This is a genomic window from Ideonella sp., from assembly GCF_041918995.1.
In the GTDB taxonomy this organism is placed as follows: Bacteria; Pseudomonadota; Gammaproteobacteria; order Burkholderiales; family Burkholderiaceae_C; genus Ideonella.
In genome coordinates, this window is record NZ_JAYRUN010000004.1 from 51,504 (window position 1) to 64,941 (window position 13,438).

The following is a 13,438-nucleotide window of genomic DNA, read 5'->3' on the forward strand; positions in this document are numbered from 1 at the left end:
TTGAGCGCCGCGGTGGGCGCGGGCGTGCCAGGCGCCACGGCAGGCGCTGCGCTAGGGCCGGATCCTGCGGAACGACAGTCCCAGGTAGGTCATCGCTTCACCCTCGGTGTCCGACACGAAGCGCACCGCGTCGCCCGTCATGCTGGGGCCCAGGCCGCCCGTGCGCGCCTCGTCGCGAGTGATGGGCAGCAGGGGGTAGACAAAGGTGCCGGTGTTGTAGCGCACCCGCAGCACCGGCAGGCCGTCCTCCTGCCGCGCGAGGGTGGCGCCCAGCAGCTGTTCGAAGCCGGGCATGGCGTCGCCCTGCAGGCTGTACTCGCCCAGTCGGGCCGCCCAAACCGCGTCCAGCGGCGCGCCGTCCACGCGGTAGCCGAGCTGCTGCTCGCGCTCGCCACGGCGGCGCAGCAGCACGTGGTACGGCCCCACCTCGCGGAAGTAGTACACATCCGCCGCGGCGTCTCCTCCGGGCGCCGCGAACACACCGGGTGAGCGCTCCACGGTGTGCACGGTGTCGCCGCCCTGGCGGATGGACAGGCCGCCCTCCACCGACGCGACCCGGGCGTAGGCGTTCTTCTGGGCATAGAAGCCGGCGTGTACGGCCCGCGGGACGGCGGCGGCGGCCGGCGGGGGCCCCAGGGGCTCCGGAACGATGCCGGACACCGCCAGGCCGTGCGCCTTCAGCCACCGGAAGGCGAACTCCTCGCACAGCGCGTCGCTGCCCACCGTGTTGGCCACGATGACGGCCGCGGCCCGGCGCTCGGGAATGAGCAGCACCGCCGCATTGGCATGGTGCGTGCTGCCCGCGTGGTAGGCCGCGAAGGCGTCGCCCTGGCTGAACAGGAACCAGCCCAGTCCCTTGCGGTTGGTGTCGATGGTGATGCCGCCCTGGCGCGTGAACATCCGGCGCACCGTGCCCGGGCGCAGCGCGGACGAACCGTCGCCATGGTAGGCGTCCATCAGCGCCACCGCGTACCGGGCGAGGTCGGCCGCCGTGGAGTGGATGCCGCCCGAGGCGATGTCGCGCAGTTCGAAAGGCGTGGCCTCCTGCCCGCCGGGCCCGTAGGCCCGGCTGCGGGGCCGGGTGGGCAGCGGGCGGTCGACCGCGAAGCCGCTGCCGTCCATGCCCAGGGGCGCGAAGATCTCCCGCTTCACCAGATCGGGGTAGGGGGTGCCACTGGCGCGGGCCAGGGCGTGCGCCAGCAGGTTGTAGCCGGTGTTCGAGTACAGGCCCACCGTGCCGGGCGGATGCGCCAGCGGCGTGTCGCCGAGCAGCTCGACGACGTCGGTGTAGGTGGCGGAGCGCGCATCGAGGTGGCGGAACACATCGGTGGGCACGCCCGCGCTGTGCGTGATCAGCCGCGCCAGCGTGACGCGCTGCGCATCGGCCCCGTCGGCGCGCGCGCGGAACTGGGGCAGGTAGCGCGACACGGGCTGGTCGATGTCGACGACGCCCTTGTCGTGCAGTTGCAGGGCCGCCAGCGCGGTGAAGGTCTTGGTGACCGACCCGATGCCCACGGGCGTGTCCGGCGTCATGGCCAGGCCGGCCTGCCTGTCGGCATGGCCAAGCCCGCGCATCCAGGCCACCCGGCCGTCCACCACCAGCGCGGCGGCCACGCCCACGGCGGCGCCGTCACGCTGGCGCTGCTCGAGCCAGTGGGTGATGTCCTGCACCTCGGGGGCCGAAGGCGCCGTCGTGGCGGTGGGTGCAGCGGATGCAGGGGATGCCGGGGATGCCGGGGATGCCGGGGATGCGGCCGCCCTGGGCGCCGGCGCGGCGGCGGGCGAGGCCCAGGCCGGCAGCGCCGCGCAGACGGTCGCGCAGATGGCCGCGCAGACGTTCGTGCAGACGTTCGTGCAGACGGCGACGAGCAGCGGCGCGCGCGGAGGTGGGGTCATGGCCGAGCGTACCGCACCGCGGTGCGGCGGCCCGGCTCAGAGCCAGCTCAGCAGGCGGGCGAGCCAATGCGGCTGGGCGGGCGAGGGCCGGTAACTTTCGCGGATGGCAGGCATGGCGGCAGGGGGTGGCGAGAGGGGAAGCGGTACTGTATGCAAACACAGTGTCGATGGCAAGCGTGTCGCCACGCGGACAGCGCCGGCGGCAGGCGTGCCCCACAGTGCGGCCCATCCCCTTGCGGAGAGCCCCATGGAACCGGATGCCGACCTTCTCGCCCGCTTGCGGGCCTTCAGCGCCACGGCCGCCTTCAACCGCTGGTGCGGCCTCGAGATCACCCAGGCGCAGGCGGGTTCGGTGAAGCTCACCATGCCCTGGCGCGCCGAGCTGGGCCAGTACACCGGCCTCCTGCACGCTGGCGTGCAGGGCGCGCTGATCGACACGGCCTGCGGCGCCGCCGCCGCCACCCTGGCCGGCCCGGTGCTGGCCACGCACTACGCGGTGAATTGCCTGCGGCCCGCCGTGGGCGAACGGTTCATCGCCGAGGCGCGGGTGGTCAAGCCCGGCCGCACGCAGATCTTCACCACCTGCGAGCTCTACGCCGAGTCCGCCGGGCAGCGCACGCTGGTGGCCACGGGAGACACTCTGCTGGTGCCGGCCCCCCCGCCCCCTGGGATGGCATGACCGCACGGTCGTCCGACGCTGGTTCCGGCGTTGGACGGGCATGGCGCCGGGCAGGATGCGTGAAGCCGTGGGCCGCCTCGCCTGGGGGGCGGGGCCGCGCCGTGGGGCGGGCGCCACAGGCGCTTCGATTGCCCCGGACGGCCACCTCCCACGTCACCCGCCGTCCCCGTGCCAGCCCTTGCCCCTCCCGTCCCGCCGGACGCCACCCGTGCCTCGCCCACCCGCGTGATGGCCTGCGCCCTGGTGCTGCTGGCTGGGTGCGCCAGCGGGCCCGCTGTCCACCGTGCGGGTGGTGCCGCGCAGGCCGCGACGTCCGAAGGGCCACGCATGCTGCAGGCCCCGGCGGGCACGGAGCCGCTCGACAGCGGCTGCCGGCCGCACGCGCCCACGGCCCAGGAACTGGCCAAGCAGCGGCGCGCCGTGGACCCGCTGAAGATGCCCGCGCTGTACAAGGAGGTGTTCTACGGCGCGCGTGGCCAGCCGCCCGGCGCCTACGGCGTGGACCGCCTGCGCCTGCGGCTGTTCAAGCGCTTCGAGCAACCCGGCACGGGCCTGATGGGCGTGGTGCTGCTCGACGAGCCCAGCGGCCACGCGGTGGTGCTGTTCAAGGGCATGGACCGGCCCTTCGTGGAGCGCGGTGGCCTGGGCGGCGCGCTGACCGATCTGGGCGGCGTGCTGCGGGCCCGCTTCGGCGGCGGCAATCCCCAGCTGCCCGGCGGCGACGACGCCTACACCGAGGCCCTGTGCGAGCCAGCGATCCGCTCCGTCGAGATGGTGGGTTACTCGATGGGCTCGCAGGTGGCCAATTACCTGGCCGTGAAGTACGGCGCCCACGCGGTGGTGTTCGCCGACATGGGCATCGACGGCACGCTGCTGCGGCGCCACGCCGGCGGCGACCTGGCCACCACGCGCGCGGGGGCACGCGAACGCATCGTGTCGCTGTCCCTGGGCGGCGACCTCATCGTGCGCATCTTCGGCGTCGGCGAGGTGATCGGCACGGTGGTGCCCCTGCCGGGCGGCCTGGCCGGGGCGCTGCACCAGCCGGAGATCTATGCCCAGGCGGCCGACGAGATGATCCGCCAGCTGAAGCGCCCGGATGATGCGCTGGCGGCAGCAGGGACAGGCGCGCGACCCTCCGGACGCACGCTGCAGCGCAGGGCGCCAGGCCCCTAGGGTGGCGGTCTCTGCCGAGGCCTGTCGCGCGGACAATCGGCCGGGTCGTGGCCGCCCGTGGCCGCCCGTGGCCGCCCGTGGCCGCCCGTGGCTGATCCTGGAGACCCATGTCCCTGACCCGTCGTCAACTCGCCGGCGCCCTGGCGCTGGGCTCGGCCTTCGGCCTGCCTTCCCTGGCACGTGCCACGCAGCCGCTGTATCGCATCGAAGAGCTCACGGCGCCCGACAGGGCCCAGGTGTTTCCCGAAGCGATCAACGCGCATGGCATGGTCACCGGCGCTGTCGCGTCGGACTGGCCTGGGCGCAACGGCAAGGCGTTCAAGGGCGTTCCCGGACGGTTCAAGACCGTGCCGTGGGCGGGTTTGCCCTCCGTCGGCCTGGGGATCAACGATGACGGCGTGGTCGTCGGTGTGCGCACGGCCCATGGCTCCGGCGACCATCCCGGCCCTGCCTGGCGCTGGGGCCGGGAAGGCCCGGCCGAGCTGTCGGTCCCCGGCGCCCCGGTGCTGGACCACGCGGTCGACATCAACAACGCCGGCGTCATGGTGGGCACGAGTCGCGCCCGCCAGCTGTGGGTCAGCGACGGTCACGAGGTCCAGCTGCTGGGGCTCACGCCCGGCATGACGAACATCGGGGCGGCCGCCATCAATCGGCACGCGGCGGTGTGTGGCACCCGGTGGTCGACGGACACCGCCGTGGGGGCACGTGCCTTCGTCTGGGACGGTCGTCATGAGCAGGCGCTCGATTCGGGCACGTTCTCGGACGTGGCACGGGACATGAACGACGCCGGGCAGGTGTGCGGCTACCTGCAGACGAGCCAGGGGGGCGCGCGGCAGGCGTTCCTCTGGACCGAGGGACAGTGCGTTCTGCTGGGCCCGTTCGACACCCCAGCGATCTGGTCCTGCGCGAACGCCGTGAACCGCCATGGGCTGGTGGTGGGCGACGCGGTGGTCGAATCCACCTGGAGCGACCGGCATCGCCGCGTGGCGTTCGTCTGGCGCGACGGCGTCGTTCACGACCTGAACAAGGTGCGCGATGCGTCCTCAGTGGGCTGGACCCTGTTGACGGCCATCGACATCAACGACCGCGGGCAGGTGCTGGGCGTGGGCCGGCGCCAGGTCGGCTACCGCAGCACGCGGTGTCATTACGTCGCCACGCCGATCGCCTGAGGCGGTGGTCGGGCCACCTCGGGCGGCCGGCGGCTCAGGCGGGCGTGGCGATATAGGCCCGGCGGTGGTTGCCCACCACACCTTCGCCCACGATCTGGCCGCGCGCGTTGACGGCGACGGCGGTCCGCAGGTCCCAGCCCGCCGAACCGGGGTGGAGCAGGTCGTTGAGCATGAACGCCTCGTCGCCCACCCACAGCGCCGCGAACTGGCGCCGGCTGCGGCTGACCTGCGGATAGACCTCGCCGGCGATCCAGCCGTCGGCGTTGATGCAGAAGGGGCGGGAGCCGGTGACGCCCAGCCGGTCGCCCAGGTCAATGAGCACGCCGTCGCGCCACGTGAAGGCGCGCTTGGGCAGGTTCTCGCCGCGCGTGTACCAGCCGCACAGGGTGCCATGCACATTCACGCCCTCGGCGGCATGGCTGTGGGTGTCGGGCAGCGTGAGCAGCTCGGCGTGGGCGGCGCCCGGGCGCCAGACCAGGGCCTGGAAGGACAGGTCCGCACCGCCCAGGCCATGCAGCGCATGGCCCACGACGACGCCCGTGTCGGCGATGGCGCGCGCCTCGTACTCCAGATCCACCGGCTCGGGCAGGTGCTCCATGTCGCCCGTGCCGGCGTCGAAGCGGAACAGGCCCCCCAGCGTGGTGCCCGTCGCGACGCCAGCGCGGTTGATGCCGGACGCGAAGCGCCCCATCAGGCCGGACGCGTCCACGATGGGGACGCGCCGGTCGCCCACCCACACCCAGGCGGCGAACTCCGGGCCGCTGTACTTGTAGTTGCGGTGCTCCACCACCCAGCCGTCGTTGTTGATGCCGCAGCCCACCGTGGAGATGCCTGTCCAGGGCAGGCCCTTGATGCGGTCGCCCTGCGAGATGAAGGTCACGCCCTGGTTGTCCCGGCCCGAGCGGTTCGCCATGCCGGTGCAGGCGCCCAGGTCGTTGAGCGCGTGGACCCGCGTGGTGCCGCCGCCCAGGTCGGGCAGCGCACGCACGTGGTAGCGGGGCACCGCGCGTGCGCGGGCGCCCAGGCCGGTGGTCAGCAGGATGCAGGCGCCTGCGGCCTGCAGGCATTGGCGTCGGGTGGGGGCAGCGGTCATGCGGCAGTATGGCCGCTGCCGGGCACGGTCCTGCTGCCGGCGGGAGATCGAACCAAGGGGGGCCTCAGCCCCCCCGTCGTGCGATGGGGGCGCGTGCGCCCGCGCGGGGGCGCAGTTCGATCTCCGCCCAGACGGGGGCGTGGTCGCTGGCATGCTCGCGTCCCCGCTCGTCGCGGTCCACGCCCGCGTCGCGCAGGCGCAGGGCACGGCTCAGCAGGATGTGGTCGATGCGCAGGCCGGCGTCGCGCTCCCAGCGCTGGCGGCGGTAGTCCCAGAACGTGAAAGGTGGCCGCCCCGGATGGGCGGCTCGCAGCGCGTCGGTCCAGCCCTGGGCGAGGAGGTCGGCAAATGCCTGGCGCACGGCCGGCTGCAGCAGGGCGTCGTCTCGCCAGCTGTCCGGGCGGTAGATGTCGGTGTCGGTGGGCACCACGTTCCAGTCGCCCAGCAGCACCACCGGGTGCCCCGTGGCCCACAGCTGGGCGCTGCGTTGGCGCAGGCGTTCGAACCAGCGCAGCTTGTGGTCGAACTTCGGCCCCGGCTGCGGGTTGCCGTTGGGCAGGTACAGGCAGGCGCACAGCACGCCCTGGATGGCCGCCTCGACATAACGCGCCTCGCGGTCCTGGTCGTCGCCCGGCAGGGCAGTCAGCACCGGAAGGGGCGCATGGCCGCGCGCGAGCAGGGCAACGCCGTTCCAGGTGCGCTGCCCCACGACGAGGCTGTCGTAGCCCGCCTGCTTCAGCGCAGCGGCGGGGAAATCCGCGGTCGGGGTCTTGAGCTCCTGCAGCGCCAGCACGTCGGGGCGACGGCGGTCCAGCCAGTCGAGCAGCCGGTCCAGCCGCTTGCCGATGTGGTTGATGTTCCAGGTGGCGACGCGCACGCCGTCACCGCTTGCCGCCCTTCAGGTGCGCCTCGACCGCCGCCGCGTCGTTGCCCACCGCCTCGACCGCGCGCTTCAGCTCCTCGGGCGAGACTCCGAACTTGCGGCTCCAGTCACGCACCTCGTAGTCCTCGCCGAGGTTGATGCGGGCGCGGTCCTGGCCGCCGGTCTGGGCCTTGTTGTCTGCCATGTCCGTCTCCTGGGGTGGCGATGGGCGCGGATCGGCAGCTTTCGTGCCGGCGGGCAGACGGATGCGATGACAGAAATGAACAGGGCCTTGACGCATCAAGGCCCCGCGCGAATGAAAAAGGGCCTTGACGCATCAAGGCCCGGCGACAAAGAAAAAGGGCCTTGATGAATCAAGGCCCTTCTTGGGATTGGTGGAGACGAGGAGGATCGAACTCCCGACCTTCGCATTGCGAACGCGACGCTCTCCCAGCTGAGCTACGTCCCCGAAAGCTGGCATTCTAGCAGCATAAAACCGGCTTCTGCGGTGCGTGCCACGGGCACGAGAATCGCCGGCGTGGCGCCGCTGCCACGACAGGAGACCGCCGCATGGCCCTCGCCGACCCCGCCTGGCTGGACGCCGAGTACAACGCCCGCGCCGCCATCGCCGACCACCCGGCCATCTTCGAGCGCTGGCGTGCGGCATCCGGGCTGGCGCGTTCGCAGTTGCCGTGTGAGCTGGACGTGGCCTACGGCGCCGACCCGGCGGAGCGGCTCGACGTGTTTCCCGCGGGTGACGGCGCGCCGGTGCTGGTGTTCGTGCACGGCGGCTACTGGCGGTCGCTGGACAAGGCGGACCACCGCTTCATCGCACCGTCCTTCGTGGCCGACGGGGCGGCCGTGGTGCTGCCCAACTACAGCCTGTGCCCGGCGGCCAGCATCGAGCAGATCGCCGTGCAGACGGCCCGCGCGGTGGCCTGGGTGCTGCAGCACATCCGCGAGTTCGGCGGGGACCCGTCGCGTGTGGCGCTGGCCGGGCACTCGGCGGGGGCCCACCTCGTGGCCATGCTGCTGTGCTGCCGCTGGAAGGATGTGGCGCCCGGCCTGCCCCTGCAGCCGCTGCAGGGCGGGCTCGGCATTTCCGGCCTGTACGACCTGGAGCCGGTGCGCCAGGCGCCATTCCTCGCGGACGACCTGCGGCTCACCCCGGCCAGCGTGCGTCGCCTGTCGCCCGCCTTCTTCCCCCGACCCCGGCGGCCGCTGTACGCGGTGGTCGGTGGCGACGAGAGCAGCGAGTTCCATCGGCAGACGCAGCTCATCCGCGACCAGTGGGGCCCCACCTCGGTGCCCGTGTGCGAGACGCTGGTGGGCCAGCACCACCTGTCCATCCTCACTTCGCTGGCCGACCCCGCGGGGCGCCTGCACGACCTGGCGCTGCGTCTGCTGACCCTGCGCTGAGCAAGGACACGGCACGGCGATTGCCCCTTCTGTCGTCATGGCCGCCGCCTGCCTTGGCTGGGCGCCGCGGCGCCCCCCAGGAGAGCCTTGCCGATGCCCATCACGCCCGACAGCCTGCTGCCCCCGGAGGCCTACGCCCGCATCCGCCACGCCGAGCGCACCGCCGCCATCGCGCACCGGCGCACGCGCACCGTGACGCTGGGCGAGCACATGACGCTGCAGTTCGAGGACGAGCGCACCGTGCGGCGCCAGATCCAGGAACTGCTGCACGCCGGCCGCGGGCGCGATGCCCGGGCCCTGCAGGCGGAGATCGCCGCCTACTCTCCCCTGGTGCCGGACGGCAGCAACTGGAAGGCCACGCTGCTGCTGGACTACCCCGATCCCGACGAGCGCCAGCGCGCGCTGGTGCGGCTGCTGGGCGTGGAGCGCCACATGTACGTGGCGGTGGAAGGCAGGCCGCGGCTGTATGCCATTGCCGACGAGGACCTGGACCGCAGCGACTGCGGCGGCCGGACCTGCTCGGTGCATTTCCTGCGGTTCGAATGGCCGACCGCCGGCCGCCTGGCGGTGCGCGCCGGGGCGGCCGTGGTCCTGGGCTGCGACCATCCCCACTGCGTGCTGGAGGTGGCGATCGGACCGGCCACCCTGGCCAGCCTGGCGGGCGACCTCGTCGCCTGAGTGCCCGCCTCAGCGGCCGGTGGCGGCCGCGGCCGGGCCCTGCCGCAGGCGCCACAGCGATTCGGCGCTGTAGATGGCCAGGCCCGTCCAGATCAGCGCGAAGCCCGCCAGGCGCGCGGGCTGCAGCGGCTCGCCGAACAGCCACACCGCCAGGAAGAACTGGATGGTCGGCGCCAGGTACTGCAGCAGGCCCATCGTGGCCAGCGTCACCTGGCGGGCGCCCACGGCGAACAGCAGCAGCGGCACGGCGGTGAGCGGGCCGGCGAACAGCAGCCAGCCCCAGGTGGACGCACTGGCGCCGCTCAGGGCGCCGCCGTGGAAGCTGGTCCACAGCAGGGCGGGAATGGCCAGCGGGGCGAGCAGGGCGGTTTCCAGCGCCAGGCCCTCCAGTGCGCCGATGGGGGCCGTCTTGCGCAGCAGGCCATAGATGCCGAAGCTGAACGCCAGCGCCAGCGCGATCCAGGGCGGCACACCCGCCGTCCAGGTGAGCCACGCCACGCCTGCGGCGGCAAAGGCGAGGGCGCCGCGTTGCGCGCCGCGCAGCCGTTCGCGCAAGAAGATCACACCCAGCGCGACGTTGACCAGCGGGTTGATGAAGTAGCCCAGGCTGGCTTCCAGCACCCGGCCGTGGTTCACCGCCCACACGTACACGAGCCAGTTGGTGGTGAGCAGCAGCGCGCAGGCCGCGCCCACGGCCAGCGTGCGTGGCTGGCGCAGCACCGGGCCGATCCAGGCCCAGCGTCGCTGGGCCAGCAGGAGCAGCGCCACGAAGGCCAGCGACCACACCGACCGGTGCAGCACGATCTCGAGCGCCGGCACGTCGGCCACCTGGCGGAAGTACAGCGGGAACAGGCCCCACAGGGCGTAGGACAGGGCGGCGGCGAGCAGGCCGGTGGACATGAGGGGAGCGGCCCCGGCACCTGGCGGGCCAGGTGCCGGGCGATGCGCGGTGACGGGAAGGGCGCCGATTGTCGGCGCTGCTCGAATGGCCCCAGTTCTGGGGGGCGCCCGCCCTTGCGGTACCCGGGGCGGCATCTGATGATCGGCCCATGCCCACGGTCGAGTTCACGCCGCAGCTGCGCCGCTTCACCGACACGCCCCGCGTGGCGAGCCCCGCCGCCACCCTGCGCGCGGCGCTGGAAGACGCCTTTCAGGCCAACCCCCGCCTGCGCGGTTATGTGCTGGACGACCAGGGCGCCCTGCGCGCCAATGTCGTGGTGTTCATCGACGGCGAGCGTTGCCGCGAGCGCCTGCGCCTGGACCAGGCCCTGCAGCCCGCCAGCACGGTGCATGTGCTGCAAGCCCTGTCCGGAGGATGACCATGCCCGCTGCCGACACCCGGCCCGCCGCCGCCACCGACCGCGCCTGGGTCGCCACGCGAAAGGGCCTGTTCGAGCTGCGTCGCGGCGCCACCGGCGCCTGGCGGATCGAGCGCGTGAGCTTCCTCGGCGAGCCGGTGTCGGCCGTGCTGCCGCCTGACGACCGCGGCCACATGCTGGCCGCGCTCAACCTGGGCCACTTCGGCGTCAAGCTGCACGCCAGCGCGGATGCCGGCGCCACCTGGACCGAGACCAGCACGCCGTCCTTTCCACCGCAGCCCGAGGGCGCCCCCGGGCCGGCCTGGAACCTGGTGCAGGTGTGGGTGATGGAACGCGCCGGTGGCCGCGTGCTGGCCGGCACCCTGCCGGGCGGCCTGTTCGTGTCGGACGACGGCGGCGCCAGCTGGGCCCTGAACCGCCCGCTGTGGGACGAGCCTGGCCGCGCGGAGTGGTTCGGCGGCGGCTACGACGTGCCGGGCATCCACTCCATCAGCCCGCATCCCGACCGGCCGGACGAGTGGCTGCTGGCCGTGAGCTGCGGCGGCGTGTGGCACACCGCCGACGCCGGCGCCCACTGGACGCTGCGCTGCCGGGGCATGCGCGCCGCCTACATGCCACCCGAGCGGGCCGAGGACCCGCAGGTGCAGGACCCGCACCGCGTCGAACGCTGCGCCGCCGCCCCGGAGGTGCTCTGGTGCCAGCACCACAACGGCATCTGGCGCTCCACCGACGACGGCCGGCAGTGGCAGGAGCTGACCAGCGCGCCGCTGTCGAACTTCGGTTTCGCCGTGGCGGCGCACCCCGCCGACCCGCTCACCGCCTGGTTCGTCCCCGGCGTGGCCGACCAGCAGCGCGTGCCGGTGGGGGCCGCCCTGGCCGTGCAGCGCACGCGCGACGGCGGCCGCAGCATGGAGGTGCTGCGCGAGGGCCTGCCGCCCTCGCATTGCTACGACCTGGTGTACCGCCACGGCCTGGCGGTGGCGGCCGACGGACAGCAGCTGCTCATGGCCAGCACCACCGGGCGGTTGTGGGCCAGCGCCGACGGCGGAGAGGTGTGGGCGGCCAGCGTCGCCCACCTGCCGCCGGTGTACGCGGTGCGGTTCGGCTGACGCGCACGGCGCCTGCGCCACTCAGCCGCCCGGGCTGGCGTGGCGGGCGCGCAGCGCCTGCACGGAGCCCTTGACAAGGCGCTCCAGCACCTGCCCATCCACGTCGGCCAGCCTGCGGATGGTCAGGCATGCCTTGCCCATGCGGTGCCGCCCCAGCCGGCCCAGCCACTCGGCCTGCTCCGGCGCCTCGGCCATGAGGTAGATCGCGATCCCGGTCTTGCGCGCCGCGAAGCCGGTGGCGCAGGACACGCCCTCCCGTCCGCTGTCGTGGCGGTAGTGGTACGCGCCGAAGCCCACGATCGACGGGCCCCACATGGTGGGCTGCTCGCCTGTCCACGCGCTCATCCAGTCCACCAAGGTGAGGCAGTCGTCGCGCAGGGACGCGTTCTCGATGGTGCCCAGATGGCCCGCCACGCTGGCCGACGTGGCGGCTGTCTTGTTCTGACCCATGGCAGGCGCTGTCCTTGAAGGGGGAGGAAGGCGCCACGGCGGGCCGTCCGGCCGGGTGGCGCCACTGGCCGCCCATTCTGCGTCTGCTGCGGCCGATCGCGCGCACCTGCGGCCTGTCGCATGGCGCTGGGCGCACGCGCGGCGGGGTCCTAGAGTGCACCCATCCCCACCCACCGCCCACCGGAGACCCCCATGACCCGCTTCCAGCCCGCCGCCTTCGTCCTCGCCGCCCTGACCACCCTCGGGATCCTCGGCGGCGTGGGTGCCCTGGCCGACACCGAATACCGGCAGGTCGTGGCGCAATCCGCCCCGGGCGCCGGCGCCGTGGCCATGGCCGACGCGCCCTCGGGCCCCGTCCTGGTCGTCGCCGGCCAGCGCGTGTCCCTGTGATGCCGTGGGCGCGGACGCCGGTCAGCCGGCCTGCGGTGGCGGACCCGGTGTGTCCGTCCGGCGCAGCGCGGCCAGCAGCCGCGCCGGCTCGTCGACGCCGAGCACGATCTCGCTGACGACACGTTCGCCAAAGGGCGTGCCCAGCCGGGTGCCGGGACGCAGGCGGATGAGGACGTTGGCCCTGCCCACGCCCGTCAGGCGCAGGCGCTGGCGGCCGCGGCGCGGCCGCACCGCCGTGGCCTCGGCGGCCAGGATGGCCGAGCGGGGCACCCAGTGGTCGCCCAGGACGCCGCTGCGCAGGTGCAGGCCCTCATTGGTGAGGGTGATCGGGCCGGGGGCACTCAGGCGGGGAACGGTTCGGTGCATGGCGGCGGGGGGCCGTATCAGCCATCCTGCCACTCGCCCCGCACGCGCAGCGCCGCCCATTCCCACCCCGGCCGTGCCTCCCAGCGCATGGGCTCACCGGTGCGGGGGTGGGCGACCTCCAGCGACACCGCATGCAGCCACATGCGGGAGACGCCCAGCCAGGCCGCCACGGCGCGGTTGTGCGGGCCCTTGCCGTGCGTGCTGTCGCCCACCAGCGGGTGCGCCAGGTGCTTCAGGTGCCGGCGGATCTGGTGGCGCCGGCCGGTGAGCGGCTCGGCCTGCACCAGCGCGTAGCGGCTCGTCGGATGCCGGGCATCCACCGCGAACGGCCACTCGACCCGCGCCATGCGGGTGAAGCGCGTGCGGGCGGGCAGGCGGGGCTGGCCGGCGCTGGGCAGCTCGGGGTCGCGCGCCAGCGGGTGGTCCAGGTCGATGGCCGGGGCCGGCCAGCCGCGCACCAGCCCCAGGTAGCGTTTGGCCACGGCGCCCGATTCGAAGGCCTCGCCCAGCGCGCGCGCCGCCGCGGGATGGCAGGCCAGCACCAGCACGCCCGAGGTGCCCTTGTCCAGCCGGTGCGCCGGGGCCAGGCCAGCGGCGGCCGAGCCGCCGAGCTGGGCGCGCAGGCGGTCCAGCACCGTGTCGTGCTCGTGCGCGTCCAGGGCACTGCGGTGCACCAGCAGGCCGGCCGGCTTGTGCACGACGAGCAGGTCCTCGTCCTGGTACAGCAGGTCCAGGGGGCCGGGCTCGGGCCAGGAAGGCGGGGCGGTCGTCGCGTGCATGCAACGTGCATCCTATGTCCTGGGGGCCTCACCCCACTTCAGAGGGAATGACAGGC

General features: G+C 73.6%; 17 protein-coding genes and 1 tRNA gene. 9 read left to right on the top strand and 9 right to left on the bottom strand.

What is annotated here, in order from left to right; genetic code table 11:
• Window positions 1-51: 51 nt before the first annotated feature.
• On the bottom strand, window positions 52-1,671 hold the full coding sequence (locus ACE3UN_RS04505) for a serine hydrolase domain-containing protein (RefSeq protein ID WP_374673723.1): 1,620 nt from the start codon (window positions 1,669-1,671) through the stop codon (window positions 52-54).
• On the opposite strand from ACE3UN_RS04505, the gene ACE3UN_RS04510 reads away from it, so the two are divergent.
• The 4 genes from ACE3UN_RS04510 to ACE3UN_RS04525 all read left to right on the top strand — a co-directional run bounded on the left by ACE3UN_RS04510 (window position 1,661) and on the right by ACE3UN_RS04525 (window position 4,917).
• A complete protein-coding gene (locus ACE3UN_RS04510) occupies window positions 1,661-1,990 on the top strand; it encodes a hypothetical protein (protein ID WP_374673724.1) in 330 nt (109 codons plus the stop codon). The two genes, ACE3UN_RS04505 and ACE3UN_RS04510, sit on opposite strands and share 11 nt — an antisense overlap.
• A gap of 153 nt (window positions 1,991-2,143) precedes the next feature.
• Window positions 2,144-2,575 (top strand): PaaI family thioesterase, encoded by a 432-nt coding sequence (locus ACE3UN_RS04515; RefSeq protein WP_374673725.1) that lies wholly within the window; start codon window positions 2,144-2,146, stop codon window positions 2,573-2,575.
• A 327-nt stretch (window positions 2,576-2,902) separates the two neighbouring features.
• Entirely contained in the window at window positions 2,903-3,748 is an 846-nt protein-coding gene (locus tag ACE3UN_RS04520) for a hypothetical protein (protein WP_374673726.1), read from the top strand.
• Window positions 3,749-3,855: 107 nt separating this feature from the next.
• Complete coding sequence (locus ACE3UN_RS04525; RefSeq protein WP_374673727.1) at window positions 3,856-4,917, top strand: hypothetical protein; 1,062 nt, start codon at window positions 3,856-3,858, stop codon at window positions 4,915-4,917.
• A gap of 34 nt (window positions 4,918-4,951) precedes the next feature.
• Here ACE3UN_RS04525 and ACE3UN_RS04530 read toward each other — a convergent pair whose 3' ends face one another.
• The 4 genes from ACE3UN_RS04530 to ACE3UN_RS04545 all read right to left on the bottom strand — a co-directional run bounded on the left by ACE3UN_RS04530 (window position 4,952) and on the right by ACE3UN_RS04545 (window position 7,341).
• Entirely contained in the window at window positions 4,952-6,010 is a 1,059-nt protein-coding gene (locus tag ACE3UN_RS04530; RefSeq protein WP_374673728.1) for a hypothetical protein, read from the bottom strand.
• A gap of 64 nt (window positions 6,011-6,074) precedes the next feature.
• A complete protein-coding gene (locus tag ACE3UN_RS04535; RefSeq protein WP_374673729.1) occupies window positions 6,075-6,887 on the bottom strand; it encodes an exodeoxyribonuclease III in 813 nt (270 codons plus the stop codon).
• Window positions 6,888-6,891: 4 nt separating this feature from the next.
• Window positions 6,892-7,077, bottom strand: coding sequence for a DUF3606 domain-containing protein (locus ACE3UN_RS04540; protein WP_374673730.1), 186 nt, complete (start codon window positions 7,075-7,077; stop codon window positions 6,892-6,894).
• A 188-nt stretch (window positions 7,078-7,265) separates the two neighbouring features.
• Window positions 7,266-7,341, bottom strand: a tRNA-Ala gene (locus ACE3UN_RS04545).
• A 101-nt stretch (window positions 7,342-7,442) separates the two neighbouring features.
• On the opposite strand from ACE3UN_RS04545, the gene ACE3UN_RS04550 reads away from it, so the two are divergent.
• Window positions 7,443-8,291, top strand: coding sequence for an alpha/beta hydrolase (locus tag ACE3UN_RS04550; RefSeq protein ID WP_374673731.1), 849 nt, complete (start codon window positions 7,443-7,445; stop codon window positions 8,289-8,291).
• Between the two features lie 93 nt (window positions 8,292-8,384).
• Complete coding sequence (locus ACE3UN_RS04555) at window positions 8,385-8,969, top strand: DUF3501 family protein (RefSeq protein WP_374673732.1); 585 nt, start codon at window positions 8,385-8,387, stop codon at window positions 8,967-8,969.
• A 9-nt stretch (window positions 8,970-8,978) separates the two neighbouring features.
• Here ACE3UN_RS04555 and rarD read toward each other — a convergent pair whose 3' ends face one another.
• Complete coding sequence (gene rarD / locus ACE3UN_RS04560) at window positions 8,979-9,869, bottom strand: EamA family transporter RarD (RefSeq protein ID WP_374673733.1); 891 nt, start codon at window positions 9,867-9,869, stop codon at window positions 8,979-8,981.
• 149 nt (window positions 9,870-10,018) lie between these two features.
• On the opposite strand from rarD, the gene ACE3UN_RS04565 reads away from it, so the two are divergent.
• Entirely contained in the window at window positions 10,019-10,288 is a 270-nt protein-coding gene (locus tag ACE3UN_RS04565) for a MoaD/ThiS family protein (RefSeq protein WP_374673734.1), read from the top strand.
• Between the two features lie 2 nt (window positions 10,289-10,290).
• Window positions 10,291-11,397 (top strand): WD40/YVTN/BNR-like repeat-containing protein, encoded by a 1,107-nt coding sequence (locus tag ACE3UN_RS04570; protein ID WP_374673735.1) that lies wholly within the window; start codon window positions 10,291-10,293, stop codon window positions 11,395-11,397.
• A gap of 21 nt (window positions 11,398-11,418) precedes the next feature.
• Here the strand turns inward: ACE3UN_RS04570 and ACE3UN_RS04575 are convergent, their stop codons facing one another.
• Complete coding sequence (locus ACE3UN_RS04575; RefSeq protein WP_374673736.1) at window positions 11,419-11,847, bottom strand: DUF1801 domain-containing protein; 429 nt, start codon at window positions 11,845-11,847, stop codon at window positions 11,419-11,421.
• Window positions 11,848-12,039: 192 nt separating this feature from the next.
• Here ACE3UN_RS04575 and ACE3UN_RS04580 point away from each other — a divergent pair, with 192 nt between their 5' ends.
• Window positions 12,040-12,237: a hypothetical protein gene (locus ACE3UN_RS04580; RefSeq protein WP_374673737.1), complete on the top strand. Its 198-nt coding sequence runs from the start codon at window positions 12,040-12,042 to the stop codon at window positions 12,235-12,237.
• Between the two features lie 21 nt (window positions 12,238-12,258).
• On the opposite strand, the gene ACE3UN_RS04585 is transcribed toward ACE3UN_RS04580, so the two are convergent.
• Together ACE3UN_RS04585 and ACE3UN_RS04590 are read right to left on the bottom strand one after the other, a co-directional pair.
• Window positions 12,259-12,603: a hypothetical protein gene (locus ACE3UN_RS04585; RefSeq protein WP_374673738.1), complete on the bottom strand. Its 345-nt coding sequence runs from the start codon at window positions 12,601-12,603 to the stop codon at window positions 12,259-12,261.
• 17 nt (window positions 12,604-12,620) lie between these two features.
• Window positions 12,621-13,382 (bottom strand): pseudouridine synthase, encoded by a 762-nt coding sequence (locus ACE3UN_RS04590; RefSeq protein WP_374673739.1) that lies wholly within the window; start codon window positions 13,380-13,382, stop codon window positions 12,621-12,623.
• Between the last annotated feature and the right edge of the window lie 56 nt (window positions 13,383-13,438).